Source organism: Barnesiella intestinihominis YIT 11860 (assembly GCF_000296465.1).
Lineage (GTDB): Bacteria > Bacteroidota > Bacteroidia > Bacteroidales > Barnesiellaceae > Barnesiella > Barnesiella intestinihominis.
On record NZ_JH815205.1, the window covers coordinates 85,053 to 108,571 of the forward strand.

The following is a 23,519-nucleotide window of genomic DNA, read 5'->3' on the forward strand; positions in this document are numbered from 1 at the left end:
TGCCCAAAAAGAAAAAAATGCAGTTGCCATCCTATAGATACTTGCAGAAAGGATAAAATTTACTTTTAGACCTTTTGGGATAGCCCTTATTAATACTTCAGATAAAATTCCTTAGGTTATATTTTCAATCCTTTGGACCGGGTTTCCTCCTTGGCATACAGTCCCGGACGCCCGATTATGACATGGTTGGCAACGATACTATCCGCCGGACTGCGTATCTGCGGCGGTGCATTTTCGGGATATTGCGCCTGCCTGTTCCTCACATCTTCCGCTTCCGGCTTGAGCTGTTGCCCTTCATTCTCCTTTTCTGCGACTTCGGGCGTGGGTGGCGCAAGCTCCAGCTGAATTTTTCGGTCAAGGGCGGCAAGTTCGGACTTCAACTGCTTCAGCTCGTCCTCCTTCTTCCACACCTTACCCGCTATCTCCTGTAACTGCGGTATCTCCATCTCCAGCACCTCGTTCTTCGCCTTGTACTGGTCGATGATGGAGGGTATCCTCTCCATCGCGTTGAGGAAGTTGCGGGCGGCGGCCAACGGGTCAGCCATCGCCAGATGCCCGTTGTTGTAGGTGTACTTGTAGTTCCCCTCGACCACGAAGCGGTTGTCGGTGAACTCCAATCCCTCTTTGAGTATCCTTTCGCTCACCACCTTTATCGGAAAACCGTAAAGTTCACCGACCTGCGTGTACAACCCTCCGGTCGTGGCATTCTTGGCTATCTCCTGCAAACGCTTTCCGATGACCTTCTCATCGGCGGAATCCACTCCGTCCACCTTTATTATATTAAGGCGGTTGCCCTCCTTGTCGGTCTGCACCACCGACAGGAAGCGGTTCCAGTCCTCCGTCATGGCATCTATGAAAGCCGTGTTGTTGCGCAACTCGCCGGTCTTTGACTCCAGCTTGAACTCCGAATCACGCTTGCCCTTGTTGAACGACTTGCGTTCCCCTTCGAGCGATGCGATCCGCTTTTCCAGTTTCGCCTTGTCCAACAGGTCGGTATTGCCGGAGAGCAACGCCATGTATTCCGAGAAATTCATGCCCGATTTTTCGTCCATTGCCCCCTCGTCGATGGTACGCGCACCCATCGCACCGCTTTTGAGCTGGCTTATGAAAGTCTGCTTGCAGTGCAGGAGGTTGAACTTGTAGCTGTCCAGTGACTTCTCCACCGCGTAGATGATTACATCCACGTTGTTCCCGGCGAAATGTTTGGCAATCTCATTACCTGCCCTAACTCCGCGTCCGTCACGCTGTTGCAAGTCGGACGGTCGCCACGGCGTATCGAGATGATGGATAGCCACACACCGTTTCTGGGCGTTCACACCCGTTCCGAGCATAGAGGTAGAGCCGAACAGCACACGCACCGTCCCGGCGTTCATGGCGTCTATCACCGCCTTCCGCGCCTTGTCGGTCTTGCACTCCTGAATGAAGCGCACCTCGCTTGGCGGTATACCGTAGTCCTCCGTCAGTTTGCGCTTGATTTCCGAATAGACGTTCCACCCGTCGCCCGGCTGGTATGTCCCCAAATCAGAGAAAACGAACTGCGTGCCTTTCTGGGCGTCGTATTTTTGATAATACTCCGCGATCATCTTGGCACAGTGACTCGCTTTGTTGTCGGGATGATCTTCGTAATTCGGGTCTATCATGCGCATGTCGAGTGCCATTTTCCGGGCATAGTCCGTGGCGATGAGCATCTTCGCCTTTTCTTCCGTTTCCGAAAGCGGCAGCCTGCCCAACAAGGTGGCATCGCCCGTCTTGGCGAACTGCATCAGTTTCTGTATGAAGTCCTCCTGTTCCGGCGTGGGCGGTATATGGTGCAGTATCTCGTTCTTGGCAGGACGGTCAACGCCCACATCCTCCGCCGTGCGGTAGTCCGTGATTTCATTATAGAAGGCGGCAAGCTCCGGCACTTTGATGAAGTAGCGGAAACGCTCCTTCTGGACCACATTGTTCGTCACGTTAAATTCAAAATCCGTCGTCTTCTTGGCAAATATCGCCGCCCAAGCGTCGAAACACCTTATGTCCTGCCGTTCCAGCTCCTTCGGGCGCAGGTACTTGAACAGCAGGTACAATTCAGTCAGTGAGTTGCTGATAGTCGTGCCGGAGAGGAAGGTCGCACCCAAGTCTTTTCCTGTGCGCTCCTGTATGGTGCGTATGGCAAAGAGCATGTTAAGTGCCTTCTGGCTTCCCTCGCTGTTTCCCAATCCCGCCACACGGTCGTGGCGCGTGTTGAAAGTCAGATTCTTGAACTGGTGGCTCTCATCTATGAAGATGTGGTCGATGCCCATCTGCTTGAAATCCACCACGTCGTCCGTGCGTGACTTTATGGCGTGTTCCACCTTCTCCAGCTTCGCTTCAAGGTTGTGCTTGCGCTTCTCCAATCCTTTCAGCATCGCCCGCGACACGTTCTTTCCCTGCTGCCGTAGCACTTCGAGGTTTTCCTCCACCGTGTCAAGCTCTGCTTGCAGGATGCGCTGCTGCAATTCCGGCGACTGCGGTATCTTGCCGAACTGGTCGTGCGACATGATGACGCAATCGTAGTCGTTGTTCTTTATATTATTGAAGAAGCGCACACGGTTGGCGGTCGAAAAGTCCTTCTCCGAAGCGTACAGAATACGTGCGTTGGGATATGCCGCCTGATAGGTGGCTGCAATCTCCGCAACGTTGGCTTTCAGCCCGATAATCATCGGCTTGTGTGCCAAATTCAGACGCTTCATCTCATGCGCGGCGATGCACATTATCAGCGTCTTACCGGTTCCCACCTCGTGGTCGCAAATTCCGCCGCCGTTCTGTTTCAACATCCAGACGCAATCCATCTGTGAGGGATAGACGCTCTTGATACCCCGGCTTGCCAGCCCTTTCAGGTTGAGGTCGGGAAAGGTCTGATGGGAGCCGTCGTAGCGCGGGCGCACGAAACAGTTGAACTTGCGGTTATACATCGTCACAAGCCGCTCCTTGAACTGCGGCGACTGCTCTTCGAGCCATTCGGAGAAGCCGTTTCGTATCTCGTCAATCTTGGCGTTGGCGAGTTGTATTCCCTCGCTGTCGCGCATCTTGATGTCGTTGCCATGCTCGTCCTTGCCGATGGACTTCATCATGTCAGGGCAGGTGTTGTGCAGGGCGTGTTTTAGGAGGTGCATACCGTCATAGTTCCGGTAATACCCCTTCACCAGAAACTCGTCCGTGATTTTCATGGTGCGGTAGCCGCACACCACCGAAAACTCGTCCATGCTTGCGGAATAGGCGATTTTCACCTCCGTGTCGAACAGCCGGCTCATGTAGGCGGCATAGACACCCGTCGGAATCCAGCGTTCCCCGAAATTGAAGTCCAGATCCTCGAAGGCGATGCGCTGCGGCTCGGCATCTTTCAGAGCCTCCAACGCCTGCTTCACCTCCGGCATACGCTCATTTTCGGGATTGTCACCCATCCATGCCTCTATGCGTTCCGCTTTCTCTATGACATTTCCGGCGATGAAACGGTCTTTGATTTCGTAACCGGTCACGAGCGGATTGTAGTAGATGCGCCCTTGCAGGGCAGTGAGCAAATCCTCCGCCGTGCTGTCGGTTATCTCCCGCATATAGTCGAGATTGACCGTACCATATTTGTTGAGCGACGCAGACAGGGCTTCTTCGGGAGAGCCTACGTTGGCATGGCTCTCCACCGCGAAGGAAACAGGATGCTCGAAGATGTCCGCCTTGACGAACTTTCCGTTTTCCATCCGTTCCAGCGAAAGGATGTCGCGCCCGCCCGCATCCATCATCACTAACTTCACGTTCTGCTTGGCGTTGAGGTTGCCGTAGCGCATGACAAACTCATCGTAACAGGTATTCAGATGCTCTCGCCACGGAACATTTGCCTCGCGCCGGAGCGATTCATAACGGTACAGACGCTCGTAGGCGTCACGCAGCGACACATACAACAACGCCTTTTCCTTCTGGTATCCTTTCAGGTCGAGCGGCTGGAATGTCGCCCCGTATGGCGTGATGTCTTTCAGGTAGCCGATGTTATGACGCCCCCGGTCAGCCACCAGCGACCCTTCGCGCAGGTGCATCTCCGGCGTGCGGTGGTAGGCACGCGGAGAAAGGTCCACGACTTCCTCCTTCGGCTTTTCCGCTTCGATGTCGGGGAAAAGGAAAGTCCCCACCGCTTCCGATGGGGTATCTGTAACGGCAGGTGCGGCGACTGCCTCCGGCTGTGTTTCCTCCTGTCGTGGCTGCTCACGGGAAGTTTCCGGCACGGCTTTCACTTCCGTCTTTTCCGCCACTTGTTTCTCGTTATGCTGCCTTGCCAGTTCCCGAAGTTCTTTCCTACGCTCCGGCGTCAAACCCATCATCATTTCATAGAAACCGTTGATGGGAGGATTGGTATCCCAGTCCAGTGTGGCATAGATGTCGTCCGGGTCGGCAGGCTTGGCGGTGTTCTCCGCTTTCACCTCCTTATTCTCCATTGCGGGTTTTGCAGTTGGAGCTGTCGGTGTAACCGTGACTTTCGGTTTGGGCGGAGTGGACTTTGCCGTAACTGCCTTTTTCACCGTCTTTTTCTTTTTGGAGGTTTTCGGTTGGCTGACCTCTTCCGTCATCCCCCAGAGGTCAAGCAGGGTGAGCTGCACGCCTGCGGAATATTGCGGGCGCGGTTCTATCTCCGGCTTTTCATCTGCGGGTTGCGGCTTTTCTGTCGGAGTTTCCACCGTCTGCGCCGAGGATACTGTTTCCAATTTTATGGCAGGACGCTCTACTTTATTTTGAACGGCAACTTTTTCTTCCGTTCCTGCCTGCCGGATTGAACCCGAATACAAGCGCATGGCAAGCCTGTAATGGAAATCCTCGTCGAGCATACGGCGCAAATCCCCGGCGATGCCTGCTGCCTTGCCCTCGTGCAGATAAACCATAGCGGGCTTCCCGTAGGGGTCTGTGTCAAGTTTCGCCATCGTATGCACGATGCGTTCCGGGTGGTGGATGAAATAGGCGTTGTCGGTCAGGGCGGTTTTCGTGTCCGTCTGTATCACGGTCATCAGCCGCTCGTCCTGCGACATTTCCTTCTTGCTGAGGTTCTTTTGCAGGACAATCAGGTCACTGCCCACCTCCGTGCCCGCGTTGTCCGTGAACAGGTTGTTGGGCAGGCGTATCGCGGATACCAGATTGGCCTGACTGAACAGCTCGTTACGCACGGAGGTCTTGGTGCTATTCAATACCCCTTGCGAGGTGATGAACGCCACGATACCGCCGTCACGCACGGCATCCAGTCCTTTGAGAAAGAAATAGTTGTGGATGGTTTTCTGGGCGGAGCGTCTGCCGAAAGAGTCGCTCCGCTGAAACTCCGCGTCGAACACGGCAATGTCACCGAACGGAATGTTGGACACCGCCAAGTCGAAATAATTGTTGAACGGTCTTTCGATTTTCTCAAAACCGCAGGTGCGCATTTTCTGGTCGGGATAGAGATGCCTCAAGATTGTACCCGTGAGCAGATCCTTCTCGAAAGCCATCACATCCGCATTGGGGCTGTGCCGCAGCATGGAATCCACGAACACGCCGACACCTGCCGACGGTTCGAGCATACGGGCGGGGCGGACGCTGTAATCTGCCAGCACGTCCGCGATGGTGTCGGTTATCTCTTTGGGGGTGTAGAAAGCGGTCAGCACGGACGCTTTCAGCGAATCCACAAACCGCTTGTACTCTGTTTCGTCCTTGCTGTTCTCACGGATAAGCCTGTGCAGCTCCACCGTCGGGGCGAACAGTTCGAGGTCGGATTTCGCCCACCGGACGGCATCCGTCAGTTCCTTTGCAGGGTTGAGGATACATTTCAGACCGCCGAAACCGCAGTACCTTTGAAGTATGGCACGCTCTTCGGTTGTCGCTGTCCTATTTTCCCTGTCAAGGATGAATGCCGTCCGTATCGCCTCGATGTTGTCCCGCAGTTTCTGTTTGCGGTTAAACGCCATATTCGTCTAAGTAAAGGACGGTTGCTCCCGTCAGCTCCGTGTAGAGCAGGTCGTAATCGGAAGACAGGGCGAAATTGTCATCCGAGAGGTCATAGACGGAGAACACGTTGCCGACAAGCGGCAGCAGTTTCAGGACAAAGGCTTCACGCTTCTCTTCCGGCACTTCATCGGCAAACTCGTTTTCCACGACTTCGCGGAGGATGGCGTAACGGGAATAATGCAGCCCGCGCAGCAGCGTGTCCATCGCCAGTTCCTGCGCACCATCGGCGGGATAGCCTTCAAGCCGTGCCCTCTCATACGTTTCGGCGGCACGGTCGGCCCGTTCCCGTATGAAAGCGGTGTCGTCAGCCTGTTCAAACTTGTTCGTGCGGAGATAGTCCAGCAGGTACAGACCGTAATAGGAAAAGTCGGTCTGACCCTCGTTTTTCTTCTTGTTGTTCATTACTTTGGATTTAGCGGATTGATAATTAACGGGATAATCGGTTGGAAAAAGGAAGAAAAAGGCACTCGGTATCCCTCCGAGTGCCACCACTAAATCCAAAGTATGAGTGTAATCCGGTATCGAAGAACAATTCATTACTCTGAACAAGTGGCAAAGTTAATACTATTTCTTCCGTCCTGAAAATTTCTTGTCCTTTTTAGCCTCCGGGAACACAAAAGTCGTGTTATATTCCCCGTCAAAGGCGACAACAGCATCGAAACTCTTGCCCTGTTTGCTCTTGAACCCTTTGAGCAGCTTGGTATGCCCTTCGGTGAGCAGGTCTTTGATTTCATCGTCGGACAGGGTGCGTCCCGCTTTCAGCCGGAACACGGGCAGTCCGCACTCCGTGTTGTCGCAGCGTACCACCTTGCCGTAGAACCGCATCCTGCCCGTGCCACACTTGGGACACGCGCAGCCGGAGTCACGGCTGCCGAAGAGCTTGTCGCACGAGATCAGTTCGGAGGTTATCTCACGTGTGTACGCCTCTATCTCCTTGCGGAAGGTGTCGTCGGACAGTTCCCCGCGCTCGATACGCGCCAGCTCCTTTTCCCATTCGCCCGTCATGGCAACATCGGCGATGCGCATCGTCTTGACGACGGAATTGAGGGCAAGTCCTTTTTCGGTGGGAACAAGCGACTTCTTGCAGCGTTCCATGTAACCGCGCTTGAAAAGCGTTTCGATGATGGAGGCGCGTGTGGCGGGAGTACCGATGCCACAGTCCTTCATCGCCTGCCGCAGTGCGTCGTCCTCAATTTCCTTGCCCGCCGTTTCCATTGCCGAGAGCAGGGTGGCTTCGGTATGCAGCGGCTTGGGTTTGGTCTTTCCTTCGGTAATGGACGAGCCTTTCGGTGTCAGCGTGTCGCCTTCCTGCCAGCCGGGGATGGTAATTTCCTCTTTTTCCTCGCCATAGACGGCACGCCATCCGGTTTGCTTCACGACGCTGCCTTTTACGGTAAACTCCACTCCGGCACATTCCGCCGTGACAGTGGTCACATCCTTGACGCATTTCTCAGAGAATGCCTCGACCATGCGCCCGGCAATCATCTGATAGATGGTATTGTCCTCTTTGGAGAGGAAGAGCGGTTTCTCACCCGTGACGAGCAGGGCATGGTGGTCTGTCACCTTGCCGTCGTCCACGCTGCGGCGTGTCGGGGCGGCTTTTGCCCGCACCTTGTCTTTCCATTCGGGCTGTGTGCCGATGAAAGCGAGCAGTTTGGGAATTTCGGCAAACACGTCTTCGGGGATGTAGCGGCTTCCCGTTCTCGGATAGGTTATCAACTTCTTTTCGTAGAGTTTCTGCGCGATTTCAAGCGTCTGTTCCGCCGTGAAGCCGTGCTTGGCGTTGGCTTCTTTCTGGAGCGTGGTCAGGTCGTAGAGCAAGGGAGTTTCCTCCGTCTTCTCCTTGCGCTCGGCTTTCGTGACAGTGGCGCAACCTGCCGCCTTTACCTTATTATATAGTTCCATCGCCGGTTCTTTCTCTTTCCATTTCTCGGAGGATGAGAATTTCACGACTTCGCCGTCGCAACCGTCCGTTGCGATATGGAGCTGCCAGAATGCTTCGGACGTAAAGCGGCGGTTCTCCCAGTAGCGTTCACATACCATAGCCAACGTTGGTGTCTGCACCCGCCCCACGGAATACGTGCCGTGTCCGGCGGCGATGGATAACGCCTGTGTGCCGTTGATGCCCACGAGCCAGTCGGATTCGCTCCGCGCTTTGGCGGCGAGGTAGAGGTTGTCGTATTTGCTGCCGTCTTCGAGTTTCCGCAGTCCCTCGCGGATAGCTTTGTCGGTGAGAGAGCTGATCCACAGGCGCACGAAAGGAGTGGTGCAACCCGTATAGTGGTAGAGGTAGCGGAAGATAAGCTCTCCCTCGCGTCCGGCATCGGTCGCCACGATGATATGTTCGCTTGTGTCGAACAGTCTTTTGATGACTTTTATCTGCGACACCACGCCGCTGTCGGGCTTGTAACCTTTCTCCGTCCTGACCTGACGGGGGACGAGCGTGAATGTGTCGGGAATAATCGGGAGGTTGTCACGGACAAATCCGCGCACGCCGTAGCCGTCGGGCATGGCAAGCTGAACGAGGTGTCCGAATGCCCATGTCACGGCATAACCGCCTCCCTCGAAATATCCTTCCTCTCTCTTTGTCGCGCCCACGATGCGGGCGATTTCACGTGCCACGGAGGGCTTTTCTGCAATGATTGTCTTCATGTCTTCTTCTTTTTTGTTGATACTTTGGATTTTATTTTGGATTCAGTGGCGGACACGGGATTACATTTTCATGCCCTTGCCCGTTTTCTTCTGCGGCTTCTCCTGCTGCTGTTGCTGGCGGGCGTCCTTCGGGTTGGTCTGACCTTTCTGCAACGGCTCTCTCAGATTCTTTGTAGCCTCGTTGGTCTTGCCATCGTTGTTCACCGCCACCTGCGTGCGGCTCTCGTTGGACGGAGCAACCTGCTGTGCATTGTCAGGGTTCGTGTCGTAGCGGTACGGGCGTCCCTTCTCCGGGTTGAACTTGATATACATCGTGGCATGGAAGCCCTGCTTGTCGGTCACGTTCTCCAGCTTCACGGCTTTACCCGCCACATAGTCGGCTTTCTGCTGGTCGGTGAAGCTCACGCCGCTCCATTTGCTGATGGGGCGGATGCTGCCGTCCTCGTTCGTCCACGTGTTGCGGCGTTGCTCCTTCTTGGTCTGTGCGGCATTTTCCCCGCCCTGCGCCTGACTTTTCGATGTGTCGCCTTTGGTTTCCTGTGTCTGTGCGGTACGGGGCGACTTGCCGGTTCCCGGCACGAACTCCACGCCGCGCTGCTCCACGTTCACTTGCAGGGTGGTGACGAACTTTCTGCCGTCGTTGCGCTCGATGAGCTTGTCGCGTACGGGCAGTCCGGCGCGGAGCATGTCCCGCTCCTGCGTGGTGATTTCCGTCTTGCCGATGCGCTCCGGGATGCGCACCCTGCTTGCCGGAATGTCCGTGATTTCATTCGTCTTGCGGTCGATGCTGATGTAGGAGGGGATGATCTCGCCCGTTTCCCTGTCCACAATGTCCACGACCCTACCGAGATTGCCCGTTTCGCGGAGGTTCTTCCGGTCATTGTCGGAGAATTTGTGTTCCTTGTACTCATCCAGCTTCTGCTCCTTGCGGATGAAGTGCGGCACGAGGCTGATGTTTCCCTCACCGTCCTTCTTGAAGGAGAGGCGGGCGTCCAGCTCGAATGATTCGCCGCCGAAGGTCGGTTTGACCTTTACCAAGTCGGACTTGCCATAGTTGAGCATCTTCGTAAGGTCGCCGGACTTTTCAAGGTTGTCCCGCTTTACGCCCCATCTGTCCTCCAGCTCCTGCCAGTTGATTTTACTCTCGTCGATGGGCTGGTAGCCACGTTTGCCCTGCATCTGTTCGGATTTGTCCTGTTGCTGTTCTTTCCGTTGTTCCATGTTCTCCTGTTTTTGAGGTTCTTGTTTCTCTGTCTGTTGTGCTGCCATCTCTTCCTGCACCTTCTTCTCATAGTCGGAGGTGTCCACCTTGTGAGGGGCGAGCAGCTCCTTGTTCGCTTCGGGGTCTTTCAGCAGTTGCTTCATCACCTCTAAGAGATTTTCAGCTTGGTCTGCCGCAATGCGGTAGAAACCGAAGCGGCTGGGTTCCTTGCACTGCCGGAAGAAGTTCTTGAAGAAGTTGTCCAGCACGTCGCCATGTCGGTCGAATTGCAGGAAACTCTGCGCGTTCTCCGCTTTTGCGGGGGTGCGCTTGGGTGTGCCGTCCGCGTTCAGCCCGGCTACCACGCTGATCTCGCCTGTCTTCTCGTCACGGACTACCAGCACGTCCTTTTCGTCTTTTTTCTTTGCCATCTGAAAAATGTTTTAATGGGTTATTTATGAAAGAAATTATGGATACGAGCCTTGTAGAAGGCTATATCTTCCTTTTTGAAGTCCTTGATATGGTTGGAAAGGAATGTCAGCACGTCCTCCTCGCTGTAATAGGTCTTCTTGCCCAGCGTCTTGTAGGGCAATGCGCCTACGCTGCGGTAGCGTTGGAGGGTGCGTTTGCTTATCTGGAGCAACATGCACAAATCCTGATTGTCGAAAAGGCGGATGCTTTCCGTGATAGTGGGCTGTTTCCCCTCAGCCTTCATCGCCAGCAGCAGTTCGTCCTGACGGTCGAGCCGTTCCATCAGCTTCTGCATCCAGCCCTCGAAGTTGTTTCGTGTGAGCAGTTCCATGACCTATGTCCTCCTTCCTTTTGGTTTGCCGCCCGTGCGCAGCGTGTGGTTGTGGAACAGGGTGTCTATTGTCCCTTCCTCGTTCCTTACTGTGTTGTCCTCCAATAGCCGCAGTATCTCGGAAAGGCGGTAGCGGCAGCTTCCGCGTACCACCACATACTCGATACGGTGGTCGGTGCGCATACGCTGCATGGTGCGCTTGCTCACGTTGAGCATCTTCGCCGCCTGTGCCGTGTCAAGCAGCTTGTCTTCGGTTTCCCGCTTCCGTTTCTTCTCGTCCCTTGCCTCGCGGATGTACCCTGCGATGTTCGCAATCTGCGCCATCATCTCCTTGTAGGCGGAACTTTCCATTGTTATCACTTTCATGTTCAGTCCTTTCTTTTTGTTTCTGCGACAAAATTCGGCAATAAACAAAAGGGGCTTTAACAACTCACTACGTGACTCACGTAAGATTTTTGCGGAAGATGGCTCCGTAACCCGGTCAAACGGCGCAACAGGCAGCCTTTCAGCGGAAAACGATACGTCTTGTATGCCGTTTCGTTACCTTTGCGGCAAACTCTAAATGACATGAATATGGAAATAGTATCTATCGAGAAAAAGACTTTCGAGATGATGGTGGCGGCATTCGGCGCACTCTCGGAGAAGGTCGCCGCCCTGAGGCGCAAAAGCGACACGGGGCGCATGGAAAGATGGCTCACGGGCGAGGAGGTCTGCGGGCAGTTGAGAATAAGCCCGCGCACGTTGCAGACGCTGCGTGACAGGCGGCTTATCGGCTACTCGCAGATAAACCGCAGGTTCTATTACAAGCCAGAGGAGGTGAAGCGGCTGATACCGCTTGTCGGCACGCTCTATCCGCACGGCAGATGATTTGATTTATTCACCCACTGAATCCGAAGTTATGATGAACGAGAACAACGATGTTTTTACGATGGAAGACGAGCCGATAGCCTCTGTGGTGCAGGATATGCGCAAAGGCTCGAAATGGCTGTCCGCATTTCTGGAAAGCTACCGTCCTCCGCTGGACGGGGAACGTTACCTGACGGACGGCGAGGTGTCGGAACTGCTCCGTGTGAGCCGGCGCACCTTGCAGGAATACCGCAACAACCGCGTGTTGCCCTTCATACTTTTGGGAGGGAAGGTGCTTTACCCGGAAACGGGGCTGCGCGGGGTACTGGAAGCGAACTACCGCAAGCCGCTGGAGTGAGGCGGTTTCATGAAAAAGTAAACGGGTGACACCTTTTGTGGTGCTACCCGTTTACTTGTCTTATGGGGTATGTGCAATCAGCAATACCCGGCTTTTCCGTTCTGTATGAACATCACGTATGTCTGCCGTTTCTCTTGTGAGAGTGCCTTTCCCACCAGCCATGTGCGGAACAGGTGGGTGTTGTAGGTATTCACCCTGAAAGCGACCGGGATGATGATTTCAAGGGCGTACACGTCCGCGTGCAGCCCGTTTTCAAGCTGCATGTAGCGGCACACCTCGTAGTCGTTCAGCACGTCCGACTTGCGGACGGCTCTGATGGCGGCGTTCACTGCCGGGACGGTCGTATGGAACAATCCGGCTATTTCGGTGGCGGTCATCCACACGTCGTTACCGGTTACGCTGACTGCCTTGTCCTCGATGATGATTGTGTCACGTTTCATGGCTTTTCTTTTTAGATGGTGCAACCTGCAAATTCCTCGACGCCGTTCAATCTTGCGGCAAGGTTCTCCATGTCCTGATTGAGCTTCTCTTTGGTTATCTTTGCGTAAATCTGCGTCGTCTTTATGCTCTTGTGTCCGAGCATGGAGCTGACCGTTTCGATGGGAACACCGTTGGAGAGGAATATCGTCGTGGCTGCCGTGTGGCGGCTCTGATGCCACGTGATATGCTTGGTGATGCCGCAACGCTTGGCGACGGCACGGATACCGGCAAGGCACGTGTTATAATGCGGAACGGGAAATATCCTGCCGTCCCCGCACAGTCCCCGGTATTTGCCGATTATGCGGTTGGCGATGTCGAGCAGGCGGATGTTGGACACCACGCCCGTTTTCTGGCGGTTGATGTTTATCCACTCGTGTTCGTCGAAGTAGGTGCGGATATTCTCTTCCGTAAGGTTGCGCATATCCGCGAACGACAGCCCCGTGAAGGCGCAGAACAGGTAGAGGTCGCGGTACAATTCCTGTTTGGCGTTTTTCAGTTTCCCCTCCATCAGCAGGCGGATCTCATCTTTGGTCAGGAAACTGCGTGTTGTTTCCTCCTTCTTGATTTCATACTCGCGGAACGGGTCGCGCGTCAGCCACTCGTTGTTGATGGCGATGAATACCATCGTCCGTAACGGGCAGACGTACAGCCACACGGTATTGGTGCAGCAGTGCTTGTCCGTGCGCAGGAACATCTCGAAGTCGGAGATGAAAGCCGGGGTAAGCTCTTTTAGGGCGATGTCCTTCACATGGTAGCGGATGTCGAGGAACTCTTGCATGTGCTTGTAAACGGTGCGGTACTTCAGCAGCGTGCCTTTGGCTTTCATGCCTGCCTCCACCTGCTTCTCGTAGTCCTCGTTGTGCTGGCGGAACACCTGCATCAGCGTGTGGTAGCGGTGTTCCAGTCCGAGAAAGGCGTTCTTCACCTTCTCCGCCGTGACGAAGTTGTCACGCTCCATGATTTCCTGATAATGCCTGTTGATGCGTACCCGCATCTTGTCAAGCATACGGTTCGTTTCGAGTGCCGCCGTGCTTCTGCCCGTGACACGTCCACCTTTGGTGTCCCACAGTTTCGGATCGACAGTCAGTTTGCAGCTGAACTGTGTCTGGCTGCCGTCCACCGTGATGCGTCCCATGACGGGAACTGTCCCGTCCTTTTTCACTACCTGACGCTTGAGGTAGTAGATTACTGAAAATGTACTCTTCATTGTCCTTAATTTTTGGGTTTCAAAATTAGTTGGTGAAGAGTCCGGTGTTGGTACGCAAAACGGGGAGGAACGGCGCAATCTTTTTCCGTAACCTGATTTTTCGCATGAGTTATGGATAACTCACTATTCCTTAGAGCCTTGTTTCGCTATTCGTACCCGTTTGTCGCATTTTCGGGCATGGTTACGAACAAGTAACGTAGCGGCGTCAGGATTTGGCTTCGGCAGGGATTGTAATGGCTTCACGGATTATCGCCACTTCAACCAAAACCCTTGTAACTCAATTCTATCACTATATCTTTCCGCATTTCACTTTTTTGTAGTAACTTTGCTATGTAAAGATGATTTGTATGGTGACAAAAAGGGTCTTTACTCTTTCAGACAAATCAAAATGGATAAATTTCATAACAAACTTAGAACCTCTATCCTTATGAAAAGCCTGCACGACTTGTTAATTCATCGGCGGAGTATCCGCAAATACACCCAAGAGGCGCTATCGCCCGAAGCCGTAAAAACCATTCTCGAAGCGGGATTGCTCGCTCCTTCGTCCAAACGCTGCACTCCGTGGGAGTTCATTGCGGTGGAAGACAAAGAAACGCTCGCCCGTTTGTCCGAATGCAAGACTTCGGGAGCCAAACCCATTGCCGGAGCAGCGCTCGCTATCGTCGTCACCGCCGACATGACCCTTACCGATACGTGGATCGAGGATGCCTCTATCGCTGCCATTCTCATGCAGTTGCAAGCCGCCGACCTCGGTTTGGGAAGCTGCTGGATACAGGTGCGGGGACGGTTCGGAGCTATGGACGAACCTGCCGAAGATTTTGTGCGGGAGACATTGGGAATCCCCGAAGAGATGGGAGTGCTCTGCATTCTCTCCATTGGACATAAAGACGAAGAGCGCAAGCCTTTCGACGAAGAAAAAATGATGTGGGAAAAAGTTCATATCGGCAAATGGTAATCCCCTGCATCGACATGAAGATTATTCTCATCGGAGCCGGCAATTTAGCCACGCAATTAGCGGTCGCTTTACAAAAAAAGGGAATGACTCCGGCTTATATATACAGTCGTACCCGAGAATCGGCCGAACAGCTGAGCGAACGATTGCGCGATGTGCCCTATTCCACCGACATCAGCCAAGTCCCCACCGACGGCGATCTCTATATCTTCGCCGTGAAAGACTCCGCTCTGCTCGATTTGGTTTCCCGCATGCCCTCCAATCGAGGCCTTTGGGTACACACGGCGGGAAGCATGGACATGGAAGTGTTCGCCCCGTATACCGCACGGTACGGTGTATTCTACCCCATGCAGACATTCAGCAAAGAACGGGAAACCGACTTCGACGATATTCCTATTTTTGTCGAAACGAACCATACGGACGATACCGAACGTTTGCAAAAATTGGCAGGTCGGTTATCGACAAAGGTTTACGAAGCGACCTCCGAACAGCGCAAGTACCTGCATTTGGCTGCCGTGTTCGCCTGCAACTTCTCCAATCACCTCTACGCCTTGTGCGACCGCATTCTGTCGGAACACGGGCTGCCGTTCGAGACCATGCTGCCGCTCATACGGGAGACTGCCGCGAAAGTAGCCGACATGCCGCCGGCACAAGCTCAGACCGGACCGGCAATCCGATACGACAAAAACGTCATAGACAAGCAAATGGCTCTGCTTTCAGACCCGACCATGCGGCAGATTTACGACCTGATGAGCCGGAGTATTCACGAAACCAACAAACATTAAAAACAACGACTATGAGCCGAACCGATTTCGACCTCTCACGAATAAAGGCTTTCGCCTTCGATGTGGACGGTGTCCTTTCTCCCGATACGATCCCCCTGCATCCATCGGGCGAACCCATGCGGATCGTCAACATCAAAGACGGGTACGCCTTGCAGTTCGCCGCCAAAATGGGCTACCCCATCGCCATTATTACCGGCGGACGCACCGAGGCTGTCCGCAAACGTTTTGAAGGATTAGGATTAAACCATGTCTATATGGGAGCCGCCGTAAAAATCGAAATTTTCAAAAAATGGCTGGACGAGTGCGGGCTGCGTCCCGACGAAGTCATGTATATGGGCGACGACATTCCCGACTACGAGGTCATGCAGATAGCCGGTCTGCCGGCTTGTCCCGCCGATGCCGCCCCCGAAATTAAACAGATAGCCCGCTACATCTCGCCGTTCGGCGGCGGACAAGGTTGTGGGCGGGACATCATCGAACAAATCCTGAGGGCACAAGGCAAATGGATGTCCGATAAAACAGCCTTCGGCTGGTAACCACACAAAACAACGAAACACCATGCTATCGCATCTCAAAAAATACGAAATTCTGTTGGCGAGCAATTCACCCCGCCGCCGGGAACTTCTCGCCGGATTAGACATCGACTATCGGGTAACAGCCCTTCCCGAAGTGGACGAATCCTACCCCGACACCCTTTCGGGCGAAGAGATTCCCCTCTACATCTCGCAAGAAAAAGCAGCCGCCTACCGCCGCTTTATGAAGGATAATACGCTCCTTATTACTGCCGACACCATCGTCTGGCTCGATGGGAAAGTATACGGCAAGCCTCGCGATATAGCCGATGCTAAAGCCATGTTGCAAGCCCTGTCGGGAAAAACCCACACCGTCATCACCGGTGTCACGCTCACCTCTCTGCAAAAACAGATTTCCTTCGCCGTCTCCACCGAAGTCACTTTCGCCGCCCTCGGTGACGATGAAATCGATTACTACGTGGAGACGTACCGCCCCCTCGACAAAGCCGGAGCATACGGCGTACAGGAATGGATAGGCTACATCGGCGTGACCGGACTCAAAGGCAGCTATTACAACGTGATGGGATTGCCTATACAACGACTGTACACCGAATTAAAAAAATTTTAGACGCTGTTTTAAATTTATTCCGAGACAGATTGAGACCAATCTGCGAGACAGGGGCTCAATATGGCCGGAACATACCTACTTGCAATGATAATATTATTTCTCAATAAATTTAAAACAGCATCCAATATCTCCCGTCGATATCATTTATATGGAGAAGCCCAGAACCACGACTCATTCGAAGTACTCCACCGTTTATCGTAAGGCTCGCCCGTCGGAGACAGCGTGATGTACACAGGACGCCGTTTCCCCTCGACATAAGTTTCATTGTTAAAGCCACTGCAATCGGAACATTGCAGATAATAAAGATTTTTGCTCATGTAATAATCCAAATAATAATCGTTGGTACACGGAGTTTTATGATTCCAGTTAGCGTCCTCGTTAACCGTCACGAACTCACTTTTTTTCAATCGGTCTCGAACCTCCGATATACTCAACAAATTACCTTTATCGTCCATGACATAGGCATTCCATGTGGGGTCTACCCACAACCACTTGTCGAGAGTGTTGGAATAAACGACGTTGATCACATGGCAATCGTTTATATAGCTTTTCGGAAGACAAGTCACGTAGCGGGACTTGAATCCCATAGCCAGATAACACTCGTTCAACATCTGCGCCATCATACGGCAATTAACGCCCCTATCCTCCTTCTTGCAAATTTCATATAGAGCTATCGCATTTTTCTCTTCGGGATTATAAGACGAACCGTCGTGACGAATCGTATTGTGTACCCACGCCAACAGATTTTTTATCTTGGATATTTCGTCACCGGCTCCCGCAATACTGTCCAAGTTGAAATATCGGCGCACCCGTACCAAATCGCGGTCGTTGGGGTCCATATATGTGAATGCAGGCAAAGAGTCGATAGATGCAGCATCGTCATACCCCGGTGATTTTCGGAGTATATATCCGAAGTCGCCTACCTCACGCAAACGCTCCATCGCCTTCTGAAAACGTTTGTCGTCCCTCACGTTATCCAAATCGGTATCTTTTTGGGCATGGGCATAATCGTAATAACCGTATTGAATAGCTTTCTCAAAGGCATCGACCGCCGCTTTTTTCCGTTTCATCATGGATTCGCAACAAGCCATATTGTAATATGTGTCGATAAAACACCACGAACACTGTTTCAAGACAGAATCTGGCACAGATTCACAAGTTTTGAGGAACTGTCGATATGTTTTCAATATCAACTTATGATCCTTCCAATTTTTCTGAACGACAGGAGTCACACTCCGGCTAAAATAGACTTGCACACTATCGGCATTCCAATCGGATTCCGCAGCCACACCACTGAAACAGAATGACAAAAACGCTATCCATAAAAACTTTTTCATAAACATTAATTTTAAGTATATTAAAGAGACGGGGAAAATACTAAAAACATAACACAGACTCTTAATAAATTAAGAAAGGATAACATTATAATAATATTATAAAAATATCGAAAGAAGGTATGCCAAAACTCAATTTTACCCAAAATTTTTAAGTTGAAATTCGAGTTGTCCAAAAAGAAGAGCCGTATCAAACTCTGTTTCGAGTAATGATACGGCTCTTTCAGATTCAGTAATTACAATCTGTAACTTTCCACCCTCCCCTTAGGAACCACCGTCAAACCTCCTCAACCTGTATTCTGAAAAATAAAAAAGTCAACCATTAGGCCACCAAGAGATTTATGTTCCGTTATCAGGTGTAGCTTTTTCACCCTCCTCCCCTGCCGTGTCCCGTAGCATTGCGGGGTGTTTTGTACGCAAAATATAGGGGAGGTGGCACGTAGTGACGGAGGGGTTAAACCATACAATGTTACCCAACTATCTCTTCACACCCTTAACGACTGTGATTTCATGTTTCCCGACGACCCGAATAAAATACGTTCCCGGAGCCCACGCCGAAGCATCTACGGTCACAAGACGAGCTTGCGAATCGACATGCTGTCGATACACCTCCCGACCGCCTTCGTCCAGCACGGAAATACTTCGGGTATTCTCAGGAACACGTACAATAAATTCAGAGTTGAAAACAGACGGATAAATAGAAGCCTTCTCTTCCGTAACTTTCTCTATTGAACTAACTCCGTTCACATTCTGAGTGACTTTGATGTCATAAGTCGAAATACTATCCGAGACCGTGAGCGTAGCGACACGTTCCTCAATACCGTCCGGCAAACGGTCATAGGAAATTTGCAAGGTGTCCAATGTCAAGCCATTCGGCTTACCTACGACCCGACACCACTCGGCATCACTCCGAATAGGAGTTTCATAACCGTATATCGAATAGAACGGATATTTAACCGTACCGGCTGCCTTACCCACCACCAGCGGTTCACGGTCTACCGGCATAGGCGACATAACCGAATGAACGATCGAAGGCATAATCATATAAGAAGTATGATTCGCTCCTGCGGGGAAATAAGTGCTCACGTCTCGCCACTCTCCATCTTTCAACATATAAGCCGTGTTACCGTGGTCCCGGAAATCGGCCATAGCGAACGACACATCTACACTGTCGTTCTTCTCGGGAATACCGTCCACCACAATGAAAAACTCGTCGTCGATCACCGTCGGGTCAAATTCAAATTCCGTAGCGGTCAATGAACTGCCCGAAGGGGTTTCCAATTCGAATACCCTCCACCACATCGAGTCGAGTTTCTTGCCTGGCAATCCGTTCTCGCTGGTATACAGATGCACGCCCACATCGGCAATCTGGTCGGTTATACTCGCAGCCGAAGCACTCACAAAATAAACATAAGCTCCGAATACCAATATCGGACGGGACGGTTTGGAAAACTTCTCAGCATAAGCAGTAATATTCAATTTATTCGTCCCGGGGAAAGTTCCTCTATCTTCCAAATCGAACGTCGCAGCCCTATCTCCCGGCTCTAAATTCGTAATTAACCCACTGTACTCGACCGACACCTCTACGGTATCGTTCGATTCGCCATGTTCGTTCTCCACACGCAGACTCACCCCTTGTTTATGCATATAACTATACCCTACGATAGGGTTTTCCTCGTGCGACGTCACCCGGGCATACGGTTCGGGATCGACACCGTCGAAAGTCCACTCCCACGAAGTAGGATAATTGGTCGAATTGTCCCGATACTGCACCCCCACCAGCGGAGCTACCATCGGCAAACGCGTTTCGCTGAACCGGAATGTAGCCGGTGGTAATATCTGCGCAAGCGGTGCGGATCCGGTAACCTTCACGAATCCCGTGCGGGTCTTCGTATCGCTCCCATCGGCATTACTTACCGTCAACGTCACATCGTAAACGCCGTCTCGCGTATAGAACACTCGGGGATTCTGGTCGGTCGATGTCGACGGCGTTCCGCCCGGGAACGACCATTGCCATGCCGTAGGCGAACCCGAGGACATATCGGCGAAAGCAATCACCTCGCCCGTGGCTGCCTCGACTTGTTCTACGGTCGATACTCCGGTAATTTTTAAACCGTCGATAGCGAAATCGCCCATATAACCACCGGTTCCGAACGAATCGTTTTTTCCGGGACCATACGTAAAACGAATCTGAATCTTCTGACCGGAATATTTCTCCAAAGAAACCGAAAACTCATGCCAACGCCACGGCTTCTCTCCGTCCTCGTCGACGCTATTCCAAAGAATTTCCGAAGTCTCAAAAGCATCTGCCGAAACAGAAATCTGCAAGCGACAGTAATCGTCCATATTTTGGGTAAACCCTATATATCCTTTCAACATAGCATTTGCAGGAACATCGATCTGCCCACTTGTCGCCATAGCGATTCCTCGTTTGAAAGACTGATAAGGGCCCTCTATATACAACGATTGAACATCGTCTGGATCATAAGTAGAAAAATCTCTACTGGGGTCAGTCGTACTCGTGATTTTTTTCACAGTCCACGAAAAATCCTCGGCATTGGTAAATGTCCAGCCATCTGTTCCGTCGTCAAAATCCTCTTCCCATACAGTTACAGCACTGCCGGCACTCTGACAACTAAAATCGGCAGTCACACTCGCCGCAGCCGATTGAAACAAATTCGGTCCCTGTTTTTTCCCCACGAATTGAATACGGGGAGCTTCTTTCGTAGCGACCTTATCGTGAACTCTCTCGTTCATCGGCCGCTGAGCGCTCATCGGTATACTCACCCAAAGAGCAGCTGTTAAGATTAGGCTTGAAATAAAACTTTTCATACACTTCCTATTTATTATTTGATAAATTTTATCTGTATCGTTTTCCCTTCTTCGGTCACGACATGAGCGATATAAAGTCCGGCCGGAAGTTGGGACAGATCCATTCGTCCGCTTTCCGATTCACAAGACACTACCGTTACCCCTGCCGCATTGATAATTTGAATATCGCCACCCTTGTCAAAAACTAACGAATGGTTACTACGATCGAAATAAACTTCATTCATACACTCCAAACCATCGATACCGGAAATGACATTACTGATAATCGAACATGAACTTATATACAATCCCCACGGATCCCGGGTAGTAGCATGTAAACCGATATACCAGATCCCGTCTGACGGAACACTGAAATCTACTGTATAAAGTTCCGACAAAGTCGAATTGATTTCCGGGTACGAAGCGATCACCGTTTGGCTTTCACCGGGTAGAACATCACTGCCCAATGTCACTTCAATGGACTCAGGATAACGATATTTCTCTGCCCGGGCCCTAAATTCAAGCGTATACGAACCCTTCTTAGCTTCGAACGGCGGCGTAAACAACCAGTCGTCGGCAGCCGAATAGGCCGTATATTTCATCTCCTTCTCAGTAGCATCATATACCCAACTTTTCGTATCGTTATTGGCATCGACGATAGTCCATAAAGCCATCTCATCGGCGCTATCCATACTCGTCTCGTACGGAAGTCCCAATGCACTGCCGAATACCAACGCATTCGAGGTTACCGACTCGCTTTCCATATCGCCCGACAGCGTCGTTACCGTATAGCGATACAAAGCCAAAGAAAGGTCATCGCTATCGACATAAACCGTATCGGTCAAACTTTCCGTCAACATCTCGCTCCCGGGATCACGGACGATTCTGTATCTCAAATTCTCCACATCGATATATCCGCCATTCACACCCTCTGCGGGAGCTCTAAAAGTAACTTGCGGTTTACCTTCCACATCGGTCAATTCCACATCAGTTACCGATTTCGGAGTATCTGCACCTATCCAAGCCGATTCCACCACGGCGGCCTCACCGGCATTCTCCTCGACATAACCGATGACTCTATATTCATATTTGCCCGGAGCAGGCACATCTTCATCGATCACCTGTTCCGAACCTCCTTTTATCGGATCTTCTTGTGTATAAATAAGAGTTTCGCCCCGATACAACTCCATTTTCGTCAACATCGGCAGTTGCGTACCGGCAGCCGAAAGAGAAGGATTGGTCCATGCAACCGTGGCAGACATAGCGCCCTGTTCACCGGGAGCAACGGTCAAATCGGAAACGACGGCCGGGACAACCACTGTTTCGTCCACCGACAGGTCATCGATGAATATAGCATACCAATTGGTCTGTCCGTAACAATGGAAACCTATATGGTATCCACCCGACTCGGAAACAGAAAAGACAACCTCTTTCTCTTCCATCAAAGCAGACTGAATTGTATCCCGGAACAATCGGGTAGATTGAGCTTCCGCCGTGGCGGCCCGACCAATCGTCACGCTCAAATCCTTATAACTTTCCTCAGAAGCCGCATTTTCAAGCCCAGTTTTGAAAAGTAGTTTATAATTCTTCCCGGCCACCAAATTCAATTTAGGCGTAATAAGCCACTCATCGGCATCACTACCGCCCCAATACTGAACCATTTTTTTCGAGCTATCATATTTCCAAGTCGAATTATCCCCGTTGGCACTCAGTATAGTAAACAAATCGAGCGATGATTCGGTATCGAAACTCTCGCTATACGGTAATTCTTTCGCTCCTCCGGCCACAACCTTATTGGAAGAAACCGATACGCTCGCTTTACCATCGAACATTGCGACGACCGTATAAACATAACTGCCCAATTCCAGGACTTCATCGATATAAGGGAAGGGGCCCGAAAAACTTTTGGACAAGACACCACCCGGGGTACGGCCGATTTCATACGTAAGCGCCTCGGTATCGATATATCCACCGTTCTTTCCGACTGTCGGTGGCATAAACGAAAGGCTCACAGTCGCATCCTCTGCCGAAGCTACCAAATCGGTAACTGCCATAGGAGTATCATTCCCTATCCACGGGGAAGTAACGGTCGTTGCTGAGCCCTGAGAATCCCCGAACGTATTATAAGCGACCACTTTATATGTATAATTTCCGGCGGTCTCGATAGAAGAATCTATCCAACCAGCTTTTCCTCCCACAGTAGCCGTATCGAGAGTAGCGACCAAATCTGTCCCCCGATATATTTTAGCGCCCAAGAGGTTCGAAAGCGCACCGCCCAAATGGTCGGACGAAGGCCATGTCCATGAAAGAGTCGCCGACATCGCTCCCCTCTCCCCCGCAACGATGGAAAGGTCTGTAATTTGTGCCGGATAAACGGGAGCCTCTTCGATAACGATCTTCTGGAAATAGAGATCGCCATTATACGATTCGCTGTAACAACGCAATCCCACATAAAAAACACCGCTCTCCGCCGGTGAAAACGTCCCCGATTTTTCCACGAACAATCTACTTTGAAAAGATTCGTCATAAACCAACCGGGTCGTCAGCCCTTCTACCGTAGGCGCCGTCCCTATTTTCAATTCTATTTTTTGTTTATCCGAACCAAATGTAGAAGAATGCTTCACATAAGCCGACACCTTATAGGCTTTCCCGGCTTCGAGGGTCACCGCCGGAGCGATTAGCCAATCATCGGCGGCATTACTCTTATCTTGCGTATACATCGCATTGCCATCGTTATAGGCCCACGTATTGGCACTTACGTCGCTATTGACATCGATCACTGTCCAATCACGAGCAAAAGTCTCGGCATCGGTTATTTCCAACGTACAAGGAGGAACAGTCTGAGCCCACCCTACCGAAAAACAATAGAAAAGAAAAAGAACAGAAGTAATTTTTTTCATAGCTATTCTATTTTAATTAATATGAAGAAAAAGCATCTTTTATTCAAAAACTATCGAAATGCCATCTCGAATGCAAAG

17 protein-coding genes are annotated in these 23,519 nt (G+C 51.7%); 6 read left to right on the forward strand and 11 right to left on the reverse strand.

What is annotated here, in order from left to right; genetic code table 11:
* Positions 1-116: 116 nt before the first annotated feature.
* From HMPREF9448_RS09200 to HMPREF9448_RS09225, 6 genes are all read right to left on the reverse strand, one after another.
* On the reverse strand, positions 117-5,933 hold the full coding sequence (locus HMPREF9448_RS09200) for an N-6 DNA methylase (RefSeq protein WP_004291462.1): 5,817 nt from the start codon (positions 5,931-5,933) through the stop codon (positions 117-119).
* Entirely contained in the window at positions 5,923-6,375 is a 453-nt protein-coding gene (locus tag HMPREF9448_RS09205) for a DUF1896 domain-containing protein (RefSeq protein ID WP_004304266.1), read from the reverse strand. Before HMPREF9448_RS09205 ends, HMPREF9448_RS09200 begins: the two co-directional genes overlap by 11 nt.
* 162 nt (positions 6,376-6,537) lie before the next feature.
* Positions 6,538-8,625 (reverse strand): type IA DNA topoisomerase, encoded by a 2,088-nt coding sequence (locus HMPREF9448_RS09210; protein WP_004291456.1) that lies wholly within the window; start codon positions 8,623-8,625, stop codon positions 6,538-6,540.
* A gap of 60 nt (positions 8,626-8,685) precedes the next feature.
* A complete protein-coding gene (locus HMPREF9448_RS09215; protein ID WP_004291455.1) occupies positions 8,686-10,257 on the reverse strand; it encodes a DUF3945 domain-containing protein in 1,572 nt (523 codons plus the stop codon).
* Between the two features lie 20 nt (positions 10,258-10,277).
* Positions 10,278-10,628: a helix-turn-helix domain-containing protein gene (locus HMPREF9448_RS09220; protein ID WP_004291454.1), complete on the reverse strand. Its 351-nt coding sequence runs from the start codon at positions 10,626-10,628 to the stop codon at positions 10,278-10,280.
* 3 nt (positions 10,629-10,631) lie between these two features.
* Positions 10,632-11,057 (reverse strand): helix-turn-helix domain-containing protein, encoded by a 426-nt coding sequence (locus HMPREF9448_RS09225; protein WP_004291432.1) that lies wholly within the window; start codon positions 11,055-11,057, stop codon positions 10,632-10,634.
* Between the two features lie 138 nt (positions 11,058-11,195).
* Between HMPREF9448_RS09225 and HMPREF9448_RS09230 the strand changes: the two genes are divergently transcribed.
* Both HMPREF9448_RS09230 and HMPREF9448_RS09235 read left to right on the forward strand, forming a co-directional pair.
* Complete coding sequence (locus HMPREF9448_RS09230) at positions 11,196-11,495, forward strand: helix-turn-helix domain-containing protein (RefSeq protein ID WP_004291426.1); 300 nt, start codon at positions 11,196-11,198, stop codon at positions 11,493-11,495.
* A 31-nt stretch (positions 11,496-11,526) separates the two neighbouring features.
* Complete coding sequence (locus HMPREF9448_RS09235; protein WP_004291424.1) at positions 11,527-11,832, forward strand: helix-turn-helix domain-containing protein; 306 nt, start codon at positions 11,527-11,529, stop codon at positions 11,830-11,832.
* Between the two features lie 77 nt (positions 11,833-11,909).
* Here HMPREF9448_RS09235 and HMPREF9448_RS09240 read toward each other — a convergent pair whose 3' ends face one another.
* Both HMPREF9448_RS09240 and HMPREF9448_RS09245 read right to left on the reverse strand, forming a co-directional pair.
* A complete protein-coding gene (locus HMPREF9448_RS09240; protein ID WP_004291423.1) occupies positions 11,910-12,272 on the reverse strand; it encodes a hypothetical protein in 363 nt (120 codons plus the stop codon).
* An 11-nt stretch (positions 12,273-12,283) separates the two neighbouring features.
* A complete protein-coding gene (locus tag HMPREF9448_RS09245) occupies positions 12,284-13,519 on the reverse strand; it encodes a site-specific integrase (RefSeq protein WP_004291422.1) in 1,236 nt (411 codons plus the stop codon).
* A gap of 427 nt (positions 13,520-13,946) precedes the next feature.
* Here HMPREF9448_RS09245 and HMPREF9448_RS09250 point away from each other — a divergent pair, with 427 nt between their 5' ends.
* Genes HMPREF9448_RS09250 through HMPREF9448_RS09265 form a run of 4 tightly spaced genes read left to right on the forward strand, consistent with a single transcriptional unit; the run spans position 13,947 to position 16,396 of the window.
* Positions 13,947-14,474 carry a nitroreductase family protein gene (locus HMPREF9448_RS09250; protein WP_021891999.1) on the forward strand — a complete coding sequence of 176 codons (528 nt, stop codon included), beginning with the start codon at positions 13,947-13,949 and terminating at the stop codon, positions 14,472-14,474.
* A 14-nt stretch (positions 14,475-14,488) separates the two neighbouring features.
* Positions 14,489-15,256 carry a Rossmann-like and DUF2520 domain-containing protein gene (locus HMPREF9448_RS09255; RefSeq protein WP_040296197.1) on the forward strand — a complete coding sequence of 256 codons (768 nt, stop codon included), beginning with the start codon at positions 14,489-14,491 and terminating at the stop codon, positions 15,254-15,256.
* An 11-nt stretch (positions 15,257-15,267) separates the two neighbouring features.
* Positions 15,268-15,792: a KdsC family phosphatase gene (locus tag HMPREF9448_RS09260; RefSeq protein WP_008862305.1), complete on the forward strand. Its 525-nt coding sequence runs from the start codon at positions 15,268-15,270 to the stop codon at positions 15,790-15,792.
* A 22-nt stretch (positions 15,793-15,814) separates the two neighbouring features.
* Positions 15,815-16,396, forward strand: coding sequence for a Maf-like protein (locus HMPREF9448_RS09265; protein WP_008862306.1), 582 nt, complete (start codon positions 15,815-15,817; stop codon positions 16,394-16,396).
* A gap of 140 nt (positions 16,397-16,536) precedes the next feature.
* Here HMPREF9448_RS09265 and HMPREF9448_RS09270 read toward each other — a convergent pair whose 3' ends face one another.
* The 3 genes from HMPREF9448_RS09270 to HMPREF9448_RS09280 form a co-directional block, all read right to left on the reverse strand.
* A complete protein-coding gene (locus HMPREF9448_RS09270) occupies positions 16,537-17,733 on the reverse strand; it encodes a TPR end-of-group domain-containing protein (RefSeq protein WP_008862307.1) in 1,197 nt (398 codons plus the stop codon).
* A gap of 474 nt (positions 17,734-18,207) precedes the next feature.
* A complete protein-coding gene (locus HMPREF9448_RS09275; protein WP_008862308.1) occupies positions 18,208-20,562 on the reverse strand; it encodes a PKD domain-containing protein in 2,355 nt (784 codons plus the stop codon).
* A 14-nt stretch (positions 20,563-20,576) separates the two neighbouring features.
* A complete protein-coding gene (locus HMPREF9448_RS09280) occupies positions 20,577-23,441 on the reverse strand; it encodes a T9SS-dependent choice-of-anchor J family protein (protein ID WP_008862309.1) in 2,865 nt (954 codons plus the stop codon).
* Between the last annotated feature and the right edge of the window lie 78 nt (positions 23,442-23,519).

Bases quoted from the DNA above. Each gene is read 5' to 3' on its own strand.
- HMPREF9448_RS09240 (WP_004291423.1), bottom strand. From the start codon at position 12,272: ATGAAACGTGACACAATCATCATCGAGGACAAGGCAGTCAGCGTAACC.
- HMPREF9448_RS09265 (WP_008862306.1), top strand. From the start codon at position 15,815: ATGCTATCGCATCTCAAAAAATACGAAATTCTGTTGGCGAGCAATTCA.
- HMPREF9448_RS09230 (WP_004291426.1), top strand. From the start codon at position 11,196: ATGAATATGGAAATAGTATCTATCGAGAAAAAGACTTTCGAGATGATG.
- HMPREF9448_RS09245 (WP_004291422.1), bottom strand. From the start codon at position 13,519: ATGAAGAGTACATTTTCAGTAATCTACTACCTCAAGCGTCAGGTAGTG.
- HMPREF9448_RS09210 (WP_004291456.1), bottom strand. From the start codon at position 8,625: ATGAAGACAATCATTGCAGAAAAGCCCTCCGTGGCACGTGAAATCGCC.
- HMPREF9448_RS09235 (WP_004291424.1), top strand. From the start codon at position 11,527: ATGATGAACGAGAACAACGATGTTTTTACGATGGAAGACGAGCCGATA.
- HMPREF9448_RS09270 (WP_008862307.1), bottom strand. From the start codon at position 17,733: ATGAAAAAGTTTTTATGGATAGCGTTTTTGTCATTCTGTTTCAGTGGT.
- HMPREF9448_RS09250 (WP_021891999.1), top strand. From the start codon at position 13,947: ATGAAAAGCCTGCACGACTTGTTAATTCATCGGCGGAGTATCCGCAAA.
- HMPREF9448_RS09280 (WP_008862309.1), bottom strand. From the start codon at position 23,441: ATGAAAAAAATTACTTCTGTTCTTTTTCTTTTCTATTGTTTTTCGGTA.
- HMPREF9448_RS09275 (WP_008862308.1), bottom strand. From the start codon at position 20,562: ATGAAAAGTTTTATTTCAAGCCTAATCTTAACAGCTGCTCTTTGGGTG.
- HMPREF9448_RS09255 (WP_040296197.1), top strand. From the start codon at position 14,489: ATGAAGATTATTCTCATCGGAGCCGGCAATTTAGCCACGCAATTAGCG.
- HMPREF9448_RS09215 (WP_004291455.1), bottom strand. From the start codon at position 10,257: ATGGCAAAGAAAAAAGACGAAAAGGACGTGCTGGTAGTCCGTGACGAG.
- HMPREF9448_RS09220 (WP_004291454.1), bottom strand. From the start codon at position 10,628: ATGGAACTGCTCACACGAAACAACTTCGAGGGCTGGATGCAGAAGCTG.
- HMPREF9448_RS09260 (WP_008862305.1), top strand. From the start codon at position 15,268: ATGAGCCGAACCGATTTCGACCTCTCACGAATAAAGGCTTTCGCCTTC.
- HMPREF9448_RS09205 (WP_004304266.1), bottom strand. From the start codon at position 6,375: ATGAACAACAAGAAGAAAAACGAGGGTCAGACCGACTTTTCCTATTAC.
- HMPREF9448_RS09200 (WP_004291462.1), bottom strand. From the start codon at position 5,933: ATGGCGTTTAACCGCAAACAGAAACTGCGGGACAACATCGAGGCGATA.